The sequence below is a fragment of the Ruegeria sp. CDSA021 genome (assembly GCF_059612325.1).
In genome coordinates this window covers 63,332-82,987 of sequence record NZ_JBXWQJ010000017.1, presented here as the reverse complement: position 1 = coordinate 82,987, position 19,656 = coordinate 63,332, and the positions used below count along the sequence as shown (strand labels likewise).

At 58.0% G+C, this 19,656-nt stretch carries 21 protein-coding genes; 10 read left to right on the top strand and 11 right to left on the bottom strand.

The genetic code is table 11. The annotated features are described in order from the left end of the window. Positions 1 to 70 precede the first annotated feature (70 nt). The 6 genes from AC2FLD_RS19100 (at position 71) to AC2FLD_RS19075 (ending at position 5,778) form a co-directional block, all read left to right on the top strand. Positions 71 to 1,258, top strand: a complete 1,188-nt coding sequence (locus AC2FLD_RS19100) for a glycine C-acetyltransferase (protein ID WP_496672442.1) — start codon at positions 71 to 73, stop codon at positions 1,256 to 1,258. Then, positions 1,255 to 2,205: a PLP-dependent cysteine synthase family protein gene (locus AC2FLD_RS19095; RefSeq protein WP_496672441.1), complete on the top strand. Its 951-nt coding sequence runs from the start codon at positions 1,255 to 1,257 to the stop codon at positions 2,203 to 2,205. The genes AC2FLD_RS19100 and AC2FLD_RS19095 overlap by 4 nt, the downstream gene beginning before the upstream one ends. Positions 2,206 to 2,224: 19 nt before the next feature. Further along, on the top strand, positions 2,225 to 3,253 hold the full coding sequence (gene tdh, locus AC2FLD_RS19090; RefSeq protein ID WP_496672480.1) for an L-threonine 3-dehydrogenase: 1,029 nt from the start codon (positions 2,225 to 2,227) through the stop codon (positions 3,251 to 3,253). Between the two features lie 60 nt (positions 3,254 to 3,313). Next, complete coding sequence (locus AC2FLD_RS19085) at positions 3,314 to 4,195, top strand: tryptophan 2,3-dioxygenase (protein ID WP_496672439.1); 882 nt, start codon at positions 3,314 to 3,316, stop codon at positions 4,193 to 4,195. 3 nt (positions 4,196 to 4,198) lie between these two features. Next, positions 4,199 to 5,026 (top strand): alpha/beta hydrolase, encoded by an 828-nt coding sequence (locus AC2FLD_RS19080; protein WP_496672437.1) that lies wholly within the window; start codon positions 4,199 to 4,201, stop codon positions 5,024 to 5,026. Between the two features lie 275 nt (positions 5,027 to 5,301). Next, on the top strand, positions 5,302 to 5,778 hold the full coding sequence (locus AC2FLD_RS19075) for a nucleoside deaminase (protein WP_496672434.1): 477 nt from the start codon (positions 5,302 to 5,304) through the stop codon (positions 5,776 to 5,778). Positions 5,779 to 6,030: 252 nt separating this feature from the next. On the opposite strand, the gene infB is transcribed toward AC2FLD_RS19075, so the two are convergent. The 6 genes from infB to pip all read right to left on the bottom strand — a co-directional run bounded on the left by infB (position 6,031) and on the right by pip (position 13,332). Then, positions 6,031 to 8,514, bottom strand: a complete 2,484-nt coding sequence (gene infB, locus AC2FLD_RS19070; RefSeq protein ID WP_050605562.1) for a translation initiation factor IF-2 — start codon at positions 8,512 to 8,514, stop codon at positions 6,031 to 6,033. Positions 8,515 to 8,522: 8 nt separating this feature from the next. Next, positions 8,523 to 9,146, bottom strand: coding sequence for an RNA-binding protein (locus tag AC2FLD_RS19065; protein WP_496672432.1), 624 nt, complete (start codon positions 9,144 to 9,146; stop codon positions 8,523 to 8,525). A 22-nt stretch (positions 9,147 to 9,168) separates the two neighbouring features. Beyond that, positions 9,169 to 10,788 (bottom strand): transcription termination factor NusA, encoded by a 1,620-nt coding sequence (nusA, locus tag AC2FLD_RS19060; RefSeq protein WP_050605564.1) that lies wholly within the window; start codon positions 10,786 to 10,788, stop codon positions 9,169 to 9,171. Beyond that, on the bottom strand, positions 10,788 to 11,378 hold the full coding sequence (gene rimP / locus AC2FLD_RS19055; protein WP_496672431.1) for a ribosome maturation factor RimP: 591 nt from the start codon (positions 11,376 to 11,378) through the stop codon (positions 10,788 to 10,790). The genes nusA and rimP overlap by 1 nt, the downstream gene beginning before the upstream one ends. A 158-nt stretch (positions 11,379 to 11,536) precedes the next feature. After that, on the bottom strand, positions 11,537 to 12,358 hold the full coding sequence (locus AC2FLD_RS19050; protein ID WP_496672430.1) for an ABC transporter substrate-binding protein: 822 nt from the start codon (positions 12,356 to 12,358) through the stop codon (positions 11,537 to 11,539). Continuing rightward, positions 12,355 to 13,332, bottom strand: coding sequence for a prolyl aminopeptidase (pip, locus tag AC2FLD_RS19045; protein WP_496672428.1), 978 nt, complete (start codon positions 13,330 to 13,332; stop codon positions 12,355 to 12,357). The genes AC2FLD_RS19050 and pip overlap by 4 nt, the downstream gene beginning before the upstream one ends. Before the next feature lie 48 nt (positions 13,333 to 13,380). Between pip and ubiG the strand changes: the two genes are divergently transcribed. After that, complete coding sequence (gene ubiG / locus AC2FLD_RS19040) at positions 13,381 to 14,121, top strand: bifunctional 2-polyprenyl-6-hydroxyphenol methylase/3-demethylubiquinol 3-O-methyltransferase UbiG (protein WP_496672427.1); 741 nt, start codon at positions 13,381 to 13,383, stop codon at positions 14,119 to 14,121. 92 nt (positions 14,122 to 14,213) lie between these two features. Next, positions 14,214 to 14,945 (top strand): trypsin-like peptidase domain-containing protein, encoded by a 732-nt coding sequence (locus tag AC2FLD_RS19035; RefSeq protein WP_496672426.1) that lies wholly within the window; start codon positions 14,214 to 14,216, stop codon positions 14,943 to 14,945. Between the two features lie 93 nt (positions 14,946 to 15,038). Here the strand turns inward: AC2FLD_RS19035 and AC2FLD_RS19030 are convergent, their stop codons facing one another. The 4 genes from AC2FLD_RS19030 to AC2FLD_RS19015 are packed head-to-tail and all read right to left on the bottom strand — an operon-like array spanning position 15,039 to position 17,415. Continuing rightward, positions 15,039 to 15,479, bottom strand: a complete 441-nt coding sequence (locus AC2FLD_RS19030; RefSeq protein WP_480783159.1) for a MarR family winged helix-turn-helix transcriptional regulator — start codon at positions 15,477 to 15,479, stop codon at positions 15,039 to 15,041. A 15-nt stretch (positions 15,480 to 15,494) separates the two neighbouring features. Continuing rightward, entirely contained in the window at positions 15,495 to 16,325 is an 831-nt protein-coding gene (locus AC2FLD_RS19025) for a carbon-nitrogen hydrolase family protein (protein ID WP_496672423.1), read from the bottom strand. Continuing rightward, positions 16,325 to 16,582 carry a glutaredoxin 3 gene (gene grxC / locus AC2FLD_RS19020; protein ID WP_050605571.1) on the bottom strand — a complete coding sequence of 86 codons (258 nt, stop codon included), beginning with the start codon at positions 16,580 to 16,582 and terminating at the stop codon, positions 16,325 to 16,327. Before grxC ends, AC2FLD_RS19025 begins: the two co-directional genes overlap by 1 nt. Positions 16,583 to 16,620: 38 nt before the next feature. Beyond that, positions 16,621 to 17,415: a double zinc ribbon domain-containing protein gene (locus tag AC2FLD_RS19015; RefSeq protein ID WP_496672420.1), complete on the bottom strand. Its 795-nt coding sequence runs from the start codon at positions 17,413 to 17,415 to the stop codon at positions 16,621 to 16,623. Here AC2FLD_RS19015 and AC2FLD_RS19010 point away from each other — a divergent pair. Beyond that, positions 17,366 to 18,196: a class I SAM-dependent methyltransferase gene (locus AC2FLD_RS19010; RefSeq protein ID WP_496672417.1), complete on the top strand. Its 831-nt coding sequence runs from the start codon at positions 17,366 to 17,368 to the stop codon at positions 18,194 to 18,196. The genes AC2FLD_RS19015 and AC2FLD_RS19010 overlap by 50 nt on opposite strands. Before the next feature lie 57 nt (positions 18,197 to 18,253). Next, positions 18,254 to 19,303 (top strand): ferrochelatase, encoded by a 1,050-nt coding sequence (hemH, locus tag AC2FLD_RS19005; protein WP_496672415.1) that lies wholly within the window; start codon positions 18,254 to 18,256, stop codon positions 19,301 to 19,303. 138 nt (positions 19,304 to 19,441) lie between these two features. On the opposite strand, the gene AC2FLD_RS19000 is transcribed toward hemH, so the two are convergent. Then, a complete protein-coding gene (locus AC2FLD_RS19000) occupies positions 19,442 to 19,624 on the bottom strand; it encodes a hypothetical protein (RefSeq protein ID WP_010442520.1) in 183 nt (60 codons plus the stop codon). Positions 19,625 to 19,656 lie beyond the last annotated feature (32 nt).

Below are 19,656 nucleotides of genomic sequence, written 5' to 3'. Positions count from 1 at the left end.
ATTGTAATTCCCCTATTTGGGAAATTCATCCGCTATGTTAGATGTGCGACTCAGTTGAACGGAGGTCGCCATGGCAGATGCATTCCTGTCCCACATCACGGGCACACTCGCGCAGATCAAATCCGAAGGGTTGTACAAGCGCGAACGAATGATCACCTCGCCTCAGGGCGGTGAGATTACGGTAGGCGAAAAACAGGTCATCAACCTGTGCGCCAATAACTATCTGGGTCTGGCCGATCACCCCGCGCTGATCGATGCCGCGACGAAGGCTATGGGTCCAAAAGGCTTTGGCATGGCCTCGGTTCGGTTCATCTGCGGCACGCAGGATATTCACCGCGACTTGGAACAGAAACTGGCGGCATTCCTGAACAAGGACGACACCATCCTTTTTGCTGCCTGTTTCGATGCCAATGGTGGTCTTTTTGAACCGCTGCTCGGGCCCGAAGATGCCATTATCTCGGACAGTCTGAACCATGCCTCGATCATCGACGGGGTACGCCTGTGCAAGGCCAAGCGCTATCGCTATCTGAACAATGACATGAACGACCTCGAAGCCTGGTTGAAACAGGCGCGCGAGGATGGCGCACGGCATATCATGATTGCGACCGACGGCGTATTTTCGATGGATGGCTATCTGGCCAATCTGCCGAAAGTCCGCGAGTTGGCTGACCAGTATGATGCAATTGTCATGGTCGATGACTGCCATGCCACCGGCTTTATGGGGCCAAACGGAGCAGGCACGCCGGATCACTTCGGCGTCGACGTGGACATTCTGACGGGCACTTTGGGCAAGGCACTTGGGGGGGCAATCGGCGGTTACATCGCCGGGCCGCAGCCAGTGATCGACCTGCTGCGGCAGCGGGCGCGGCCCTATCTGTTCTCGAATTCGCTGCCGCCCTCCATCGTCGCCGCCGGGCTGGAAGCGATCCGCCTGGTCGAAGAAGGTGCCATGCTGCGCGCCCAGTTGTTCGGAAACGCCAAATACTGGCGCGCCGGGTTGGAAAAGCTGGGCTTTGACCTGCTGCCCGGTGAGCACCCGATCATCCCGGTGATGCTGGGTGAGGCTGCGCTGGCACAGGAAATGGCATCACGATTGTTCGACGAGGGCGTTTACGTTTCAGGCTTCTTCTTTCCGGTCGTCCCACGCGGGCAAGCACGGATCAGAACGCAGATGAATGCGGCGCTCACAAAGGATGAACTGGATCGCGCCTTGGCGGCCTTTGGCAAGGTTGGCACGGAACTCGGGGTCATCGAATGATCCTGCCGTCGGTCATAGACGCAATCGGCAACACCCCAATGGTCGAGTTGTCGCGTCTGTGTGCCCGGCTAAATCTGAACGGGCGTATCGTCGCCAAGCTGGATTACTTGCTGCCCGGTTTCTCGAAGAAAGATCGGGCTGCAAGGTCCATCATCGAAATGGCCCGTGCGGATGGTACGCTTGCGCAGGGACAAACTGTGGTCGAGCTGACATCCGGCAACATGGGCACAGGGCTCGCGATTGTGTGTGGTATCCTCGGACACCCTTTCATCGCGGTCATGAGTGCCGGTAACTCAGTCGAGCGCGCGCGCATGATGCGAGCCCTTGGGGCACAAGTGATCATTGTGCCCCAAGCCCCCGGCAGCAAGCCAGGTGAAGTCTCGGGGGCTGATCTTGAACTGGTCGATGCCGAGGCGAAGCGTATCACAACCGAACGCAATGCGTTTCGCGCCGATCAATTCGGGCATGCAGGAAACCCCAAAGCCCATGAAACAGGAACCGGACCCGAGATTTGGGCGCAGTCCGAAGGTGCCGTCACCGCGTTTTGCGATTTTGCCGGATCCGGCGGCACGCTGGCGGGTGCCGCAAAGTTCCTAAACCGACATGGCGTGCGCTGCTATGCCGTTGAACCCGAAGGCGCACGGGCCCTCGCCGGTGAAAGGATTTCGACCCCCGACCACCCCATACAGGGTGGCGGATATGCCATGAGTGAACTGGTGCATATGAATGGCACCGCACTTGCCGGACATCTCGCTGTGTCCGGAGAGGCTGCGCGGGAATGTGCGCGACTTCTGGCCCGTACCGAAGGAATATTCGCCGGCTACTCGGCAGGTGCGAACCTTTCTGCCGCAATTGAGCTGCTTCGCGGCCCTGAAGAGGGCGGCTGCATCGCAACCGTCATGTGCGACAGCGGCTTGAAATACCTTTCGACCGATTTGTGGGAGTAACAAAATGCGACCCAACACGATGAAAGCACTGGAGAAATCCAAGCCCCGGGAAGGGCTGTGGATGGTTCAGGCCCCGGTTCCCGAAATTGGCGCAGAAGAGGTGCTGATCAAGATCAACAAGACTGGTATATGCGGCACCGATATCCATATCTGGAACTGGGATGATTGGGCTGCCGCCACTGTGCCGGTCCCGATGATCACGGGCCACGAATTCGCCGGAGAGATCGTGGAAATAGGGCGCAACGATACCGGGCTTGAGATCGGCCAACGATGTTCCGGAGAGGGTCATCTGATCACGACTGACAGTAGACAGAGCCGCGCAGGAAAGTTCCACCTCGACCCCGGCACGCGCGGGATAGGCGTGAACGAACAGGGGGCTTTTGCACAATATCTGAAACTTCCCGCCTTCAACGTCGTGCCTCTGCCGGATGACGTGCCGGATGAAATCGGTGCCATCCTCGACCCTTTGGGCAATGCTGTTCATACGGCGCTGAGTTTCGATCTGCTTGGCGAAGATGTTCTGATCACCGGCGCTGGACCGATTGGTATCATGGCCGCAGCCGTCGCCCGTCATGCAGGCGCGCGTCACGTGGTGATCACCGACATCAACCCCGACCGTCTGAAACTGGCCGAACATGTGGTGCCAACCGTCCGCACTGTCGACGTGTCCAAGGAAGATTTGCAGGATGTCGTCACAGAATTGGGCATGAAGGAAGGCTTTGACGTTGGTCTGGAAATGTCTGGTTCTCAAGCGGCGCTGGATCAGATGGTTGAGGCATTGGTGATGGGTGGGAAAATCGCTTTGCTGGGGATTCCGCCGGGTAAATCTCCGGTCGATTGGTCGCGCATCGTGTTCAAGGCCATCACCATCAAGGGTGTCTACGGGCGTGAAATGTTCGAGACCTGGTACAAGATGATCGCCATGTTGCAAAACGGGCTGGATGTATCCCGTGTGATCACGCACCGAGTCAAGGTCGATGAGTTCGCTCAAGGCTTTGCAGCCATGAAATCCGGGCAGTCCGGCAAGGTTGTTTTGGATTGGACCTAAGGCTCTGGAACTGCGCGGGATTTGACCCTAAACAGAGGTAAACCCGCGTTGGAGGAGCATATGGGCGACAAGGATGACAGGTTTCTGGAACGCGGGATCGAGGACTCGCTGGTCACGGACTTCGCGCAGACCCATCGCAAAAGCTATGGTGATTTCCTTCAGCTCAAAACGCTGCTGAACCTGCAAAAGACCTTTCAGGATCCCGCGCAACCCGATGAGATGCTGTTCATCATCATCCATCAGGTCAGTGAGCTGTGGCTGAAACTGATGCATCACCAACTGGTCGAAGTGCGCCGGTTTCTGCAGCAGGATGAGTTCGGCCCAGCCATGAAGAACCTGGATCGGATCAAGGCGATCCAGAGACAGTTGATCGCGGCCTGGGAAACCCTGCTGACCATGACGCCCGCCGATTACATGACGTTCCGGCAAGCTTTGGGCAACTCTTCGGGATTTCAGAGCTATGGGTATCGGCAAATCGAGTTCATTCTGGGCAACAAGGATTCTTCGACCCTGAAAGTGCACCAGCATGACCCCGAGGTGATGGAGATGCTGAATGCCGCCCTAACCAAACCGTCGCTTTATGACGAAGTGCTGCATATGCTGGCCCGTCAGGGATTCGATATGCCCGCGGAACTGATCGAACGCGACTATGCCCAGCCTTACTCTGGTGATCCACGCGTGGTGCAGATCTGGGTCGAAGTGTTCCGCAATACGGACAAGTACTGGGATCTGTATGCGCTGGCTGAAAAACTGATGGACGTGGAAAGCCTGTTTCAGCGTTGGCGCTTTGACCACGCCACAGCCGTTGAACGCGTGATCGGGATGCAACCGGGTACCGGGGGATCCAGCGGCGTCGCCTTTTTGCGCAAAGCACTTGAACTGCGATTTTTCCACGACCTCTATGATATGCGCACCGAACTTATGTATAGCGAGCAGGGCTGAAACATGCTGTATCGTGGTTTTTCGCAAACCGAGCTGGAACGGGAATATTCCCCAAGCACGATGATCGGCGGCGACCTGTCACCTTATCTTGCAAGCTATCAGGCGCTGAGCGCGCAGGCGCGGTCAGAGTTTCCCGTGCAGGAAAAGCTGGCTTATGGCAACAGCCCGAACCAGGTTCTGGATTACTTTCCCGCAAAAGGGGCAGGCGCGCCGCTGCATGTCTTCGTTCACGGCGGCTATTGGCAGGCGCTCAGCCAACGCGAGTCGGCGATGATGGCCCCGGCGCTGATTGAGGCAGAACACTCCTTTGCAACCCTGAACTACACACTCGCCCCGGATGCGCGAATCGGCGAAATGATCGAGGAATGCCGCGACGCGCTGTTGTGGCTGACGTCTCAGGCCGGAACGCTTGGGTTCGATTCCTCACGGATCACCTTGTCAGGGCACAGTGCCGGAGCGCACCTGGCGGCGATGATCATGGCGACCTCGTCTGACGCGCTGGCCAAAGCAGGGCTGCGGATTCGGGATGTAATTCTGATCAGCGGTATTTACGATCTGGAGCCTATAAGCCTGATGTCTGTAAACGACCCGCTGCAATTGACACCGGTTGAAGTGAACGACCTCTCGCCCATTCGAAACCTGCCCCGACCCGGGCCACGCTATTACGTGACAGTGGCCGAACGGGACACACCCGAGTTCATCCGCCAAAGCCGGGATTATGCGGAACGGCTGCGCAAGGCCGGGCATTCCGTCAGCTTCGATCTGAAAAAAGGGATGCAGCATTTTGATATCATCATGCATTCAGAAACGTTTCTGCCCACATCTCGCTAGTCACACGTGTTGGACGTCTGTCAAAACTGACCTTTGCTTCTAAATCGGAAGCAACCACCACGAACCGGAAAATTGTGGTTGAAACAAGATGGTCCGGTTCGAGCCCGTAGCAGACGCTCTCTTCAGACCGTGCTATCATTCAGGTGAAGAGGTTTTCAGTCGATGAACACTCCATCGGGCTGATCATATAGACCCACTCGCAATCGCGTTGGGTTCAATGTTGCCAACACGAGCGGAAATCTACGCTGGTGCTCCTCAACACACAGGAATCTGACATGAAAGAAAGAGACCTCAAGCATTTACGCGAAAATATCAGGATAGCGCGGGAAAGCCGTGAGGCTGGCAATCATCCCTTTGGTTCGACGCTGGTCGGTCCAAACGGAGAGATTCTTATCCGTACCGGCAATAGCTATCGAAAGGACAAGGGTGTCGGCCATGCTGAATTGAATGTCGCCCGGCAGGCGAGTCGTCTCTATGATCCTGAATTCCTGGAAAAATGCACGCTATACACCTCTGTAGAGCCTTGCTGCATGTGCGCGGGAGCCTGTTACTGGGCCGGAATCGGCACGGTCGTCTACGGCATGACCGAAAAGCGCCTGGCGGTATTGACGGGCGACAATCCGGAAAACTTAACGCTGAATCTGTCCTGCGAGACCGTCTTCAGCGCAGGCCAACGTACCGTCGAAACCCGTGGTCCTTACAGCGAAATTGAGGACGAAGTCGCCAAGGGTCACCGAGGTTTTTGGCAATAGAGTCGGCAGTCTGTACCGAAAGAGAGGGATTGGCGGGGATTCGAAAAACGGATCGACCCTTTACGATGGCCGCTGTGTCCCGCAGAGCGGACACTAGGTTAGACAACTTAACGTTTAGGCCAGGATTGTAAGGTGCTTGGTACTGACGAAGCCCAGAAATACGCAGACTTACGATCGAGTTTTCGCAACCTTCAAAATAAAAAACAGCGACCCAATCGAGCCGCTGTTTTCAATCACTAATCCCGAACCACATCAGTCCAGCGTCCGGGTGACCTCTTCGCGTTCGAAGATTTCGATCACGTCGCCCTGGCGGATATCGTCGTAGTTCTCGAACGCCATACCGCATTCCTGACCCGACTGAACCTCGGCCACTTCGTCCTTGAAGCGCTTGAGTGTCTTCAGCGTGCCTTCGTGGATCACCACGTTGTCGCGCAGCAGGCGGACGCCTGCGGAACGGCGGGCAACGCCTTCGGTGACCAGACAGCCGGCAACCTTGCCGACGCCAGTAACCTTGAAGACTTCGCGGATTTCGGCGTACCCGATGAACTTCTCGCGGATTTCGGCGCTCAGCAGACCCGATGCGGCGGCTTTCACGTCATCCACAAGGTCATAGATCACCGAGTAATAACGAATCTCGACACCCTTCTGGTTCGCGGTGTTCCGCGCCGACGCATTGGCACGCACGTTGAAGCCAAGGATCGGCGCACCGGATGCTTCGGCCAGGCCGACATCGGTTTCGGTAATTGCACCTACACCCGAGTGCAGAACGCGCACGCGCACTTCGTCGTTGCCGATCTTCTCCATCGCCTGAACGATGGCCTCAGCCGAGCCCTGAACGTCTGCTTTCATCAGAATTGGCAGTTCGTCGACATTCTCGTCTTCCTTGGCCTTCTGCATCAGCTGCTCAAGGGTGGTCGCGGCACCAGCGGCGGCGCGTTTGTCCTTGGCGGCTTGCTCGCGGTACTCGGCGATCTCACGGGCTTGTGCTTCGGTCTCGGTCACGTTCAGAACGTCACCAGCCTCTGGCGTGCCGTTCAGACCCAGAACCTCGACCGGGACCGACGGGCCAGCTTCTTTGACGCGGTCACCCTTGTCATTGATCAGCGCGCGGACCTTACCGTATTGCTCACCCACGACGAAGATATCGCCCTGGCGCAGCGTGCCGTTCTGAACCAGAACGGTGGCCACGGGGCCACGGCCCACATCCAGCTGCGCCTCGATCACGGCCCCTTGGGCGGCGCGATTCGGGTTGGCTTTCAGCTCCAGAATCTCTGATTGCAGCGCGATGGCTTCCAGCAGTTCGTCCAGACCCTGACCGGTGATGGCGGACACTTCGACGTCCTGAACCTCACCCGACATTTTCTCAACTATCACTTCGTGTTGCAGCAGATCGGTGCGCACCTTGTCCGGGTTGGCACCAGGCTTGTCGACCTTGTTGATCGCCACGATCATCGGCACTTCGGCCGCCTTGGCGTGGTTGATCGCCTCAATGGTTTGCGGCATCACCGCGTCATCGGCGGCGACGACCAGAACCACGATATCCGTCACCTGAGCCCCGCGCGAACGCATCGAGGTAAAGGCCGCGTGGCCCGGTGTATCCAGGAAGGTCAGCGTTGTGCCGCCATCGGTTTTCACCTGATAGGCGCCGATATGCTGAGTAATGCCGCCAGCTTCGCCCGCCACAACGCGTGCGTCGCGGATTGCATCCAGCAGCGAGGTCTTACCGTGGTCGACGTGACCCATGATGGTGATGACCGGAGGACGCGGCTTCAGATCAGCATCGTCGTCTTCGACTTCTTTGATGACGTCCTCGACATCCGAATCAGAGACACGGGTCACCTTGTGGCCAAATTCTTCGATGATCAACTCAGCCGTGTCGGCATCGATGGTTTGGTTCTGCGTTACCATCATGCCCATGTTCATCAGCGATTTGACAACATCGGCCACGCGCTCGGCCATACGGTTCGCCAACTCGGAGACCGTAATGGCCTCGGGTAACTGAACGTCACGAATAACCTTTTCCCGCTCAACCGCGCCGCCCATGGCTTTCTGGCGCGCACGCTCTTGCTTGCGCTTCATCGCAGCCATTGAGCGTTGGCGGTTGCCTTCGCCACCGGTGGCCTGACCCAGTGTCAGCTTGCCGGACCGACGGTTGTCATCACGGCCTTTACCACGATTGCCGCGTTGCTCACGCTCGCGATCGTTTTTCCGAGGCGTTGCAGCCGGTGCAGGCTTGTTGGCCGGGCTGCGGGGTGCAGCGGCCTTGGGCTCTGCCGGGGCAGCAGGCGCAGCAGCGCGTTGGGCAGCAATTTCAGCCTCTTTGCGCTTGCGTTCTTCTTCTTCGGCCTTGGCGCGGGCACGTTCTTCGGCTTCACGCTGTTCGCGTTCCTTGGCTTCCTGTTCCGCACGGCGGCGGGCGCGCTCTTCTTCGCGCGCTTTTTCAGCGGCTTCGCGGGCGGCGGCCTCTTCAGCCTCGCGCGCCTTGGCTGCTTGCAGCGCTTTCATGCGGCGCGCCATTTCCGCGTCGGAAATACCCGCAGGGCGACGCGACGGATCACCCGAAGGTGCAGCACCGCCACCCGGCTTTGCCGCGCCCGGCTTGGGGACCACCACGCGCTTGCGTTTGGTTTCCACCACGACATTCTTGGTGCGTCCGTGGCTGAAACTCTGTTTCACATTTCCGGGGCGCGCCCCGCCACGAAGACCCAATGTCTTTTTGCCGTCACTATCGCTCATAAAGCTTCTTACCCTTCCGTGCGGCCCTTGCCGCCGTCATCCGTTTCGCGCAAGCCACGCAGGCGCTGCGCTTCCTCTACAACACGTTTGGCGAGTCCGCCAGAGGCCAAGGCCGCATGAATCACCGTTTGGCGCCCAAATGCCTGCCCTAATTCGTCTGCCGTCAGCCAACCGATGTATTTTCCGAAGTGCGGCGTGCTGAGTTTGGACTTGCCGCGCCCCGATCCATCAATGGCCTGAAGCAGCACTTGCGCCTCTTCCCGGTCCAGCCACGTCTTGACCTTTTCATACCCGGCAACTGCATCGCCGGACTTGCGCGCCAGGCTGAGCAACTCAACCACACGGCGCGCGATCTGCTTTTCGACCTCTTCGGTCAGGTCCTGTGGCACACTCACCTGCGCCTTGAACCCGCGCGCGAACAACTTCTTGCCAATGGCCTTGTCCAACGCGGCGCGATCTGCCGCCACATAGACCCCGCGTCCCGGCAATTTCGCCGCGACATCGGGAAAGACCTGACCATCCGGCCCCATCACAAAGCGGATCAACCCATATTTGGGCTGGACCTCGCCCGTGGCGATGCACTTGCGTTCAGGTCCGTCAGACCGATCCTTATGGACGCCACCGCGACCCATACGCGCCACCCGAGGCCCGAAATCAGGCCCCGACCTCCTCGTCTTCTACGTCGCCGTCAACATCCTCTTCCGCCTGCTCCAGCTCGGCCGGATCAACCCAGCCCAACATGATGCGCGCGGTCATGACCAGATCCTGTGCCTCTTCCAGCGTCATGCCAAAAGGCTCCAGCACACCGTCATCCTTGATGCGTTCGCCATCGACTGTCGTCCAGCCACCAGCCAGTTCCCAGTCCGCGCAGGTTGCGAAGTCTTCCAAGGTCTTCACATCGTCCTTGGCCAACGCCTCTACCATCTGGGGCGTCAGACCTTCAAATTCAATAAGACTGTCCTCGGCACCCAATGCACGTGCAGCATCCAAAGCTGCCTTGGCCTGTGCTTCCAGGAATTCACGCGCGCGTGTCTGAAGCTCCTGCGCGGTACCTTCGTCAACACCGTCGATGACCAACAGTTCATCGATTTCGACATAGGCAACTTCTTCGAGGTTGGTGAACCCTTCGGAAACCAGCAGCTGTGCAAAGAATTCGTCCAGGTCCAGGCTGTCCATGAACAGCTTGGTGCGGGCCTCGAATTCCTTCTGACGACGCGCCGATTCTTCGGCTTCGGTCATGATATCGATGTCCAGATTGGTCAGCTGGCTGGCCAGACGCACGTTCTGACCGCGGCGACCAATTGCCAGCGACAGCTGCTCTTCGGGGACAACAACTTCGATTTTGCCGGCTTCTTCGTCCAGAACCACCTTGGAGACCTCAGCGGGCTGTAGCGCGTTCACCAGGAAGGTCGGCTGATCTTCGTTCCACGGGATGATATCGATTTTCTCGCCCTGCAGCTCGTTCACAACGGCCTGCACGCGGCTACCGCGCATACCAACACAGGCCCCGACAGGGTCGATCGATCCGTCATAGGAAATCACAGCGATTTTGGCGCGTGAACCGGGGTCACGGGCCACTGCTTTGACCTCGATGATGCCATCATAGATTTCCGGCACTTCCATCTTGAACAGCTCGGCCATAAATTCGGGCGCGGTGCGCGACAGGAAGATCTGGTGGCCACGAACCTCGCGGCGGACTTCCTTGATATACGCACGCACACGGTCATTCGGGCGATAGCTTTCGCGACCGATCTTGTCGTTGCGGCGCAGAACGGCTTCGGCCCCGCCCAGATCGACTATGACGTTGCCAAATTCCTCGCGCTTGACGGCACCGTTGATAATGGTACCTGCGCGATCCTTGAATTCTTCGTATTGGCGATCCCGCTCGGCTTCGCGGACCTTCTGCAGGATAACCTGCTTGGCGGACTGAGCGGCGATTCGGCCCATTTCGACCGGGGGAACTTCTTCGACATAGACGTTTCCGACTTCGGGCGCTTCCATGTACTGACGCGCCTGCTCGACAGTCATCTCGGCCTGATAGTTTTCCAGCTCTTCATCCTCAACCACGGTGCGGACGCGGGTGAAGGTCGCCTTGCCGGTTTTGCGGTCGATGCTGACACGGATGTCCATTTCCGCGCCGTAACGGCTCTTGGCGGCACGGGCGAGCGATTCCTCCATCGCTTCGACGACCAGACCGGGGTCGATCATCTTTTCGCGGGCCACGGCCTCGGCGGTCTGCAGCAGCTCCAGCTGGTTGGCTGAGGTGATTGCCATCAGTTCGTCTCCTCTTCGGACCCTTCGGTCTCAATCTCGTCGAAAGCGTTTTCGTTCAGGGCGCCCGCGTCTTTGCGCTGGCGCAGCATTTCCTTGATCAGATCATCGGTCAGGACCAGCTTGGCATCGCTGAGCCAGTCAAATTGCAGACCGATGGTAATCGTTTCATCTCCCTCGGGGATGTTGATCAGAACCTCATCCCCGTCGGTCCCAGCCAATTGACCCTTGAACCGGCGGCGGCCGTCGATCATTTCGGCGGTCTCGACCTTGGCCTCATAGCCTTCGAACGCCTCGAAGTCCTTCAGACGAGTCAAAGGACGGTCGATACCAGGGCTGGACACCTCAAGCGTATAGGCGTCGAGGATCGGGTCCTCGACGTCCAGCGTGGCGCTGACCGCGTTCGAGATTTCCGCGCAGTCATCAACTTCGATACCGCCGTCGGGCTTGTCAGCCATGATCTGCATGGTGGTCTGCTTGCCGCTCATCAGGCGGATACGGACGAGCTCGTACCCCAGATCCTCGATCACGGGGGTTATGATCTCGGCCAGTCGCCGGTCAATGGCAGCCTTGGCTATCAGGTCGTTTGTCATCTGGTGCTCTACCCTTCAATCGGGCACAAAAAAACGGGCGCGCGGCCCGTCGAATTTTCCGGTGGAGCCTTGAACCAGAAGTCCAACGCGCCGCTGTTGAAACTGCATATACGCAGGATGGTCCGAGTCTGCAACCCCTGGCGGGTTCACAATCGGATTTACGCCATCCACCACCGTTCGGCGATACGGCCATCGTCCAAAGCCGAGGGCCCTGCGATCTGACGTGGCATCCCGACAGCGCCAGCCACGGCAAGGGCCATGTCCGCCTCAGACGGATGGAACCGCAGACCGCGCACGTCCTGCATTTCGGCCCTGTCCGGCAACGCCGCAACGTCGACATAGCCGTCGCGCAGTGCTTCGGCCCGCACCCTGGCATCCGGAATCACGATAACTTCAATCGCATCGACCCACCCGGCCTGACCATCCTTGTAATGTCCTGCCATTCGACGTCCGAGGAAGTGTCGCCCGTCCTCGGCCCGTTCGACGCGGTAACACCCGGTGCCATTGGCGGCGTGCAACGGCGAAACAGTTTGACCTATGCGCGTGATGACAAACCGACTGTCTGCCAACATGAAAGGCAGGCCCGGATTGGCCTGAGCCAGCTCCAGTCGCAAGCGATTGGGGGCCAGAACCTCGACGTGACCAACGTCCGCCAAAACGGCCAGAATGTCCGTAACCTCCAACGGTTCTCCGTCATGGAACACCGCATCATCGCGCAGATCAAATGTCCAGACCCGTGCTTCGGCATCGGTCTGCCACCCCGTTGCAAGCTCGCCCCGCAGCGTTCCGTCGGCCGCGATCTCGGTCAAGTTATCGAAGACAGCTCCGCGCGCCACCTGTTCCAGACTGTCGTCGCGGGGAACGGCCAGACGCAAAGTCCCGCCCTTTTTGGGCGTATCCGCCAAGGACGCGCCCGTCGCCGCCAACAGCGCAGCAGCAGCACCCGAGGCAAACAGAGCACGGCGGTCAATCCGGGTCATGCCACACCCTCCGCCACGCGATCCATGATGCGCACAAGCTCGGCGCTGATGCCGGGTTCAGACAACGCATGGCCCGCCTGCCGGACCATCTTCAACTCGGCATTTGGCCAGCGTTCGGCCAGGTTCCAGGCGGCCTGAGGCGGGCAGATCATGTCATACCGCCCCTGTACGATGTTGCCGGGAATGTGCGCGATCCGGTCCATCTGTTCCAGAATTTGCCCATCCGTTTCCAGAAAGGCTCTGTTGATGAAATAGTGATTCTCGAGCCGTGCAAAAGTTCGGGCGTATTCGCCCGGGCTTTCGCCAACCGCCCCGTTGGTATGGATCGAGGCCAGCGCATTTTCCCAATGCGACCATGCGCGCGCATACAGAATCTCGGTCGCCCGATCGCCCGAAAACAGACGCTTGTTGTATGCGGCGATGGTATCGTCCAGCTCACCATCGGGCAGCAGAGCGGTGAATTTCTGCCAGTGCTCGGGCCAGAACCGGCCAGCCCCGCCGCCATAAAACCAATCCAGCTCGGCCTGTGTGGCCAGAAACACACCGCGCAGCACCAAACGACTGACCCGGTCAGGATGCGTCTGTGCATAGATCAGCGCCAGTGTCGCCCCCCAACTGCCGCCAAACACGATCCACTCATCAATTTCGAACAAGTCGCGCAGACGCTCGATATCGGCGACAAGATGCCACGTCGTATTGTTTTCGACCGACGCCGTGGGTCTAGACCGACCACATCCGCGCTGATCAAACAGAATCACCCTGAAAGTGCGCGGATCGAAATAACGCCGCATCGCAGGGCTGCAGCCGCCACCCGGGCCCCCATGCAGGATGACAACCGGTATCCCATCGGGATTGCCACATTGTTCCACATAGATACGGTGCCCGTCGCCCATATCGACCACGCGCTGATCGAACGGGTCGATCGGCGGGTACAGATATTGAACTGCGCGCTTTTGGTCCGGGTACTTGTCCATTATGGCCCTATATAGTCCTTAAGCGTAAAAGAGCACACGGAGACAGGAATGCAAGCGCATCCGAACACGGTGGACCCATCCGAGATCGCAAAATTCGAGGCGATGGCGGCTGAGTGGTGGGATCCCCATGGGAAATTCAAACCCCTGCACATGCTGAATCCGTGCCGTCTGGATTATATCACACAGCAGATTGCGGGTGAGTTTGACCGCGATCTGAAGGCGCCGAACCCGTTCGAGGGCCTGCGCCTGCTGGATATCGGCTGCGGCGGCGGCTTGCTGAGCGAACCGATGGCCCGTTTAGGGGCCGAGGTCGTGGGTGCCGACGCTGCTGAGGGCAATCTACCTGTGGCGCGTATCCATGCGGAGCAATCCGGGCTTGAGATCGACTATCGCCACACCACGGCCGAGGACATGGCTGCTGCAGGCGAGCAATTCGACGTGGTGCTGAACATGGAGGTGGTCGAGCATGTAGCCGATCCTTTAGGTTTCCTGACCGCGTCGCAGCAGCTGTTGAAACCCGGCGGGTTGTTGCTCTGCTCGACTATCAACCGCAACCCGAAATCCTATGCGATGGCGATTTTCGGGGCCGAGGTCGTCATGCGCTGGCTGCCGCGCGGTACGCATGAATGGAACAAGTTCATCACTCCGGATGAATTGTTCGACCTGCTGCGTCAGGCTGGGATGGATCCGGTGGACCGCAAGGGGTTCGTGTTCAACCCGATCCTCTGGAGCTGGTCGATCTCGGACCAGGATCTGAGCGTGAACTATGTGACGGCGAGTGTGAAATAGAATTGATCATTAATTTGCTCGGCTCACGGGTTCAATGACTCCACCCGGGGCCTCCAAAATATCAACGTAATTTTCGTAGCAAGGTATCTCACTTGACTGAAAGTATTGGTAGCAGTGAAAATCCTGAAACTTTGTCCGGAAGTTCAGCATTTCAGATTGTTCCGCCTACGATGGGTGTTGTCGAAAAGGTGTTCTTCATTAAGTCGGCTCAAATAGGTAGTGCGGTTGTTGTTCATCATTCTGGAAAGAACTTTCTGGTTACTGCGAGTCACCTTCTTCCTGAGAATTTCGAAGGGAAGGTTTCTTTTAAACATGATCGTTCTTGGATTGAGATAGCTGGGGTTCCACTCATAGCTCGATCAGACAGGATGGATATTGCAGTGCTAGGTTTTCCATTTGCTGGCGAAGACCAATACAACAACCGACCACTTTCGATGAGCACAGATGGGCTGCTTTTGGGACAACACGTTCACTTCTTGGGATTCCCGTTGATGTTAGAAGAGTATGTGCACTACGGCCCGTTTCATAGAAGACCTATTCCGTTTGTTAGGGGCGCCATAACGTCGTCAATCTTTGGATCCAAACTTATCTTGGACGGAATGAACGATATTGGATTTTCAGGTGGGCCAGTGGTTTTCCATCGGGAAGGACAACATCAAGTTTGTGGCATCGTAACTGGGTATAAAGAAGAACTCAGAGAAGTGGAAATGCCTGACATTGAATGGCAGCGCGAGCTTAGGGCCGTGTACAAAGCGAACACTGGAATAACATATTCAACGCCCATATATGAGGTCGTCAAAATGATTGAGGCAGAGCAATACTAAGCGGCTGGCAATCTGGAACTACAATGATTCGACTCCCATTGCTTGAACTTTAAGCCAATCTTGAAATTCGAAGCGCAGCAGCGCTTTCAACCCCTACTCCCCCTCTAATTGCAACCGCAAATCCCGCAACACGGGCAGCGTGCTACGCACCCGCTCCAGCCCCAGCTCTCCCACCACGCGGTTGATCAAGGGCGCAATCGACGCAATCGCCTGATCGCGTGCACGGCGACCGGCGGGGCTGATCGCGACCATCTTGCGGCGGGCATCATCCCAATCAGGGCGGATGTGGATGTATCCGGCCCATTCCAGCTTGGCCAAAGTGTTGGTCATCGCACCTCGGGTCACGTGAAACGTGTTGGCCAGCTGCGCCGGGCTGCGCTCGTCGCCAACGAACACCAAATGGTTCAGCACCGAGAAATGCGAGATTTCCATGCCCTTGGGCAGCACCCGGCTCAGCCGGTTGCGCAATAACTGGTCTGCAGTCAGAATCTCGCTGAACAGCGTGACCGCCAAGGCATTCTTTTCGTCCGTCATAAGTCCGGTTCTGGATCAGGGCCCGTCAAAGGGCCGCACATGCGTCAATGAGGGCACGCGACGGCGTGCCTCTGTCACAGAACTATCATCCAAATCGAAAATGTGAATGCCCGGATCGGTACCTGCGTCGATCAGCACCTCTCCCCACGGGGCGATAACCATGCTGTGACCATGAGTATATCGTGTTTTTCCGCGCGTCTTCGGGTGTTCTCCGGTCTGGGTCGGAGCCAGCACCCAACACCCGGTTTCGATGGCGCGGGCGCGCAGCAGCGATTCCCAATGCGCGGCACCGGTCACGGGCGAAAACGCCGCGGGAACCGTCAGGATGCGCGCCCCGGACTGCGCCAACGCAGCGTGCAGATGGGGGAACCGGATGTCATAGCAGATGGTCAGGCCGACCTTGCCGAAATCGGTCTCGGCAATCACGGCTTTCTCGCCCGGGCGGTAGTTCTTCGATTCGCGGAAGGTCTCGGATTCGGAAACCGCAACGTCGAACATATGAATCTTGTCGTATCGTGCCACGACTTGTCCCTGCGGGTCGATCATGAAGCACCGATTTGCAAAACGGCCATCCGCATCATGGGTTTTGATCCCCAGCGAACCGATCAGAAGCCACACACCCAGTTTGGCGGCCTCTTCGCGCAAGCCCGCCAGAGTGATGTCGTCTTCTTCATGCTGCAGAACTTCGTGCTGCCGTGTGGTGCTGGTCGAAACGCAGTTCGTGACCTCGGGGGTCAGGATGAACCGCGCGCCTTGTGCGGCCGCCTCGGCCATCATGACGCGCACCATATCCAGATTCTCTGCCGGATCATCCGACGAGGTGATCTGCAGCAGCGCAGTCTTCATCAGGCCGCCAGTAGCCGGTCGAGCTTGCCCTGACGTTCCAGTTCGTACAGATCGTCACAGCCACCCACATGCTGCGTGCCGATGAAGATCTGCGGCACGGTGCGCTTGCCACCTGCCCGCTGGATCATCTCGGGTTTGCGTTTGGGGTGCATCAGCACGTCGACTTCTTTGAATTCAACGCCTTTTTGCTTCAGCAGACGTTTGGCCGCATGGCAAAAACCGCATAGCGGCGAGGTGTAGATTTCTACCGGCTTCATTTTCCGTTCCCTTTGGAATTCACGCAATCTTGGGCGAATTAGGCATCCTTGGCAACGCGCGCCAGTGCCAACACGAAAATATGATTTGCTCCTGCGGCCTGGCATACACGGGTACAGGCTGCCAATGTCGCGCCAGAGGTCATCACATCATCCACCAGCAATACGTCCCGGCCTTTCACATGATGTACTCTGCGCGGGTGGACGCGAATCGCATCATTCAGGATCTTGGCCCGTTCTTGCGCGGTTTTGCCATCCAGAACCGGTGTCCGCCTTTTACGCACCAACAGGTCGGGCACACAGTCCAGCCCAGTGTCCTGCGCCAGATGCTGTGCCAGCAGTGCCGACTGATTGTAACGCCGTTTGAGCAGGCGAGACCAATGCAATGGTACCGGGGCAATCATCACCTCCGGCTGCATCAGCTCACGCCCCGACTGCGCCATCCAACGGGCTGCCAGGCGGGCCAGTTCGGGCCGGTCGCCATGTTTCAACGCCAGGATCAAGGCACGCGCCTTGCCATCATACAACAGCGCCGATCGGCCCGACTTCCAGGGCGGCGGGGCTTTCAGACAGTCATCACACTCGATCCGGAATCCATCCTGTGCGCCCATCAGCGGCACCCCGCAGCTTTCGCATACGGTGCCACCGATAAAGGGCGTTTCACACCAGCAGGCCCCGCACAGGCCAAAGTCGGACTCGGTAAGCGCGCCGCATCCCATGCAGCGGGGCGGGTAAATCAGTGCAAGTGCGGTTTGAATCCGCTGCGCTATGCGATACTTGCGAGCTATGAAACTGCCCGAGCCCAACGCACCCTCTCTGTTTGATCGCAAAACCATCCTGCGCCACCGCGCCCGTGTGCAGGATGACGCCCTGTTCCTGCATCGGGCCGCAATGGACGAAGTGCAGGATCGGCTCTCTATGGTTAACAAAGCCTTTACGGCACCTGCGATCGTGAGCCCGTTTCCAAAGTTTTGGGACGGAATTTTGCCAGGTGCGGCCCTGGCCCAGGATGATGACGTGCTGGCACTTCAGCCCGGCGCCCATGATCTGATCATCCACGCAATGGCCTTGCATAGCGCCAATGACCCTGTTGGGCAGCTGATCCAATGCCACAGGGCGTTACAGCCCGACGGGCTATTGCTGGTCGTGTGTTTGGGCGGAGAAACGCTGCATGAACTGCGTGCGGCTTTGGGTCAGGCCGAAGTCGAAATCACCGGCGGGCTGAGCCCACGCATCGCACCAATGGCTGAGCTACGCGATCTGGGCGGATTGCTACAGCGGGCAGGTCTGTCCTTGCCCGTGGCGGACTCCGTACCACTCACCGCAGAATATCGCGACATTTGGCATCTGATGCGCGATCTGCGCCATATGGGCGAAACCAACGCGTTGTCTGCCCGGCTGAAGCGCCCGACCGGGCGGGCTGTGTTCGAGGCCGCACAGCGTATCTATGCGGATCACTTTTTAACCGATTCAGGCCGCCTGACCACGACGTTCGAGCTAATCTGCCTGACCGGATGGTCGCCGCACGATAGCCAACCCAAACCGCTGCGCCCGGGATCGGCCCAAGCCCGTCTGGCAGACGCCTTGCGCACCTCCGAGGGCAAACTGCCTGATTGACGTGCGGATAAATCCCCTTATCTCAGGCCGGACCACAAGAAATTCAGGAAGTCCCATATGTTCGACGCTACCCGCCCCGCACACGCTCCTACGGATCATCCCAAGATCAGGATGGGTCGCGTCGGCATTCTGCTGGCTAATCTGGGTACACCGGACGACTACACCTATTGGCCGATGCGCCGTTATCTGAACGAGTTTCTGTCGGACCAGCGCGTCATCGACTATCCGAAATGGAAATGGCAGCCGATTCTGCAGGCCATAATCCTGAGCAAACGACCTTTCAGCTCGGGAGAAGCTTATAAATCGATCTGGAATCACGACCAAGGCGAAAGCCCGTTGATGACGATCACCAAGAATCAGACCGCCAAGCTGCAGGCGGCGATGCATGATCGATATGGTGACCAGGTAATGGTCGATTTCTGTATGCGTTATGGCAACCCTTCAACCAAATCCAAGGTGCGCGAGATGGTGGCCGCAGGGTGCGACCGCATTCTATTTTTCCCGCTCTATCCGCAATACGCAGGCGCAACGACGGCCACCGCCAATGACCAGTTCTTCCGCGCCTTGATGGAGGAAACCTGGCAACCGGCAACCCGCACCGTGCCCGCCTATTTCGACGAGCCCAGCTATATCGACGCGTTGGCGCAATCGGTTGAACACGCCTATGCGGCACTGGAGGTCAAACCGGACATTCTGGTCTGTTCCTACCACGGAATGCCCGAACGCTATTTACAGCAAGGGGATCCCTATCACTGCCAGTGCGCCAAGACATCACGTCTGCTGAAAGAGCGGTTGGGCTGGTCGGATGATCAACTGGTGTCGACCTTCCAATCTCGATTCGGCCCCGAAGAATGGTTGAAGCCTTACACCGTTGATCACGTGGCGGACTTGGCAAAACAGGGCAAGAAAAACATTGCCGTCATTGCTCCTGCATTCTCGGCCGATTGCATCGAAACGCTGGAAGAGATCAACGAAGAAATCAAGGAAAGTTTCGAAGAGGCCGGTGGTGAGACCTTCACCTATATTCCTTGCCTGAACGACGACGACGCACATATTGCGGCCCTTGGGAAGGTCGTTGAGGATAACCTGCGCGGCTGGCTGGAATAGTTCAGTTCGGGAAATCGCCGCAACACTTTGCACAGGTGATTCGTTCAGCAAAGAAACGCCGGGCGTCGGAACAGATACTCAAAACAAAAAAAAGGCGGTGGATTGCTCCACCGCCTTTTTCACGAATTCCGTGTCGGCTTAGCTTGCAGCAACAGCAGCAGCAACTACGACCAACAGGATCAGCGGCAGGATGATGCCCTGCGACGAACCCTGAGTTTCTTCTACAACAACAGGTGCTTCAACAACCGGCTCTTCCAGGTTACCAGCATAAGCGGTCGAAGCAGCAGCAGTCAGTGCAGCAGCGAGAACGAGTTTCTTCATATTAACCTCCAGAATTTGCACAGTTCCAATGC

What these genes read in the sequence shown, in the direction of transcription:
- AC2FLD_RS19075 (WP_496672434.1), top strand. Translation starts at nt 5,302, where the DNA reads ATGAAAGAAAGAGACCTCAAGCATTTACGCGAAAATATCAGGATAGCG.
- ubiG (WP_496672427.1), top strand. Translation starts at nt 13,381, where the DNA reads ATGCAAGCGCATCCGAACACGGTGGACCCATCCGAGATCGCAAAATTC.
- AC2FLD_RS19025 (WP_496672423.1), bottom strand. Translation starts at nt 16,325, where the DNA reads ATGAAGACTGCGCTGCTGCAGATCACCTCGTCGGATGATCCGGCAGAG.
- grxC (WP_050605571.1), bottom strand. Translation starts at nt 16,582, where the DNA reads ATGAAGCCGGTAGAAATCTACACCTCGCCGCTATGCGGTTTTTGCCAT.
- tdh (WP_496672480.1), top strand. Translation starts at nt 2,225, where the DNA reads ATGAAAGCACTGGAGAAATCCAAGCCCCGGGAAGGGCTGTGGATGGTT.
- hemH (WP_496672415.1), top strand. Translation starts at nt 18,254, where the DNA reads ATGTTCGACGCTACCCGCCCCGCACACGCTCCTACGGATCATCCCAAG.
- AC2FLD_RS19000 (WP_010442520.1), bottom strand. Translation starts at nt 19,624, where the DNA reads ATGAAGAAACTCGTTCTCGCTGCTGCACTGACTGCTGCTGCTTCGACC.
- AC2FLD_RS19100 (WP_496672442.1), top strand. Translation starts at nt 71, where the DNA reads ATGGCAGATGCATTCCTGTCCCACATCACGGGCACACTCGCGCAGATC.
- AC2FLD_RS19080 (WP_496672437.1), top strand. Translation starts at nt 4,199, where the DNA reads ATGCTGTATCGTGGTTTTTCGCAAACCGAGCTGGAACGGGAATATTCC.
- AC2FLD_RS19095 (WP_496672441.1), top strand. Translation starts at nt 1,255, where the DNA reads ATGATCCTGCCGTCGGTCATAGACGCAATCGGCAACACCCCAATGGTC.
- AC2FLD_RS19010 (WP_496672417.1), top strand. Translation starts at nt 17,366, where the DNA reads ATGAAACTGCCCGAGCCCAACGCACCCTCTCTGTTTGATCGCAAAACC.
- rimP (WP_496672431.1), bottom strand. Translation starts at nt 11,378, where the DNA reads ATGACAAACGACCTGATAGCCAAGGCTGCCATTGACCGGCGACTGGCC.
- AC2FLD_RS19085 (WP_496672439.1), top strand. Translation starts at nt 3,314, where the DNA reads ATGGGCGACAAGGATGACAGGTTTCTGGAACGCGGGATCGAGGACTCG.
- AC2FLD_RS19065 (WP_496672432.1), bottom strand. Translation starts at nt 9,146, where the DNA reads ATGGGTCGCGGTGGCGTCCATAAGGATCGGTCTGACGGACCTGAACGC.
- infB (WP_050605562.1), bottom strand. Translation starts at nt 8,514, where the DNA reads ATGAGCGATAGTGACGGCAAAAAGACATTGGGTCTTCGTGGCGGGGCG.
- AC2FLD_RS19030 (WP_480783159.1), bottom strand. Translation starts at nt 15,479, where the DNA reads ATGACGGACGAAAAGAATGCCTTGGCGGTCACGCTGTTCAGCGAGATT.
- AC2FLD_RS19015 (WP_496672420.1), bottom strand. Translation starts at nt 17,415, where the DNA reads ATGGTTTTGCGATCAAACAGAGAGGGTGCGTTGGGCTCGGGCAGTTTC.
- pip (WP_496672428.1), bottom strand. Translation starts at nt 13,332, where the DNA reads ATGGACAAGTACCCGGACCAAAAGCGCGCAGTTCAATATCTGTACCCG.
- AC2FLD_RS19050 (WP_496672430.1), bottom strand. Translation starts at nt 12,358, where the DNA reads ATGACCCGGATTGACCGCCGTGCTCTGTTTGCCTCGGGTGCTGCTGCT.
- nusA (WP_050605564.1), bottom strand. Translation starts at nt 10,788, where the DNA reads ATGGCAATCACCTCAGCCAACCAGCTGGAGCTGCTGCAGACCGCCGAG.